The organism is Psychromonas sp. SR45-3, from assembly GCF_014163575.1.
GTDB lineage: Bacteria > Pseudomonadota > Gammaproteobacteria > Enterobacterales > Psychromonadaceae > Psychromonas > Psychromonas arctica.
Genome location: NZ_JACJDP010000116.1, coordinates 1 through 301, shown reverse-complemented (window position 1 = coordinate 301; position 301 = coordinate 1). Strand labels below are relative to the sequence as shown.

Below are 301 nucleotides of genomic sequence, written 5' to 3'. Positions count from 1 at the left end.
CGTCTGCGCTCGCCGTAACTTTAAGTTTGTTTATCACTTGGTATTCCGCCCTAACGGCGGGTTACTTTCTTTTGCATGCCCAAAAGAACCCCATACCTACAAGAGCAAAGAAAAAGGCACACCGAGTCGCTTTCTGATCCAATCAATGAATAACTTTCTTAACGCACCAGTTCATGCGCACATCCATGTGCTAAATGAACTTACAGCAAACGTCCTGTTTGCTGTTGCTGAAAGTTCTTAATTGTTTGGGAAAGCTCAACGGTGGGGTAGTTGTAGCCGCATTGAGTTGTAATTCGTCTGT

1 protein-coding gene is annotated in these 301 nt (G+C 44.5%); it reads left to right on the top strand.

Annotated elements, in window-relative coordinates:
- On the top strand, nt 1-241 hold a 241-nt coding region (locus H5084_RS19560), incomplete at its 5' end, for a hypothetical protein (RefSeq protein WP_220486023.1).
- Between the last annotated feature and the right edge of the window lie 60 nt (nt 242-301).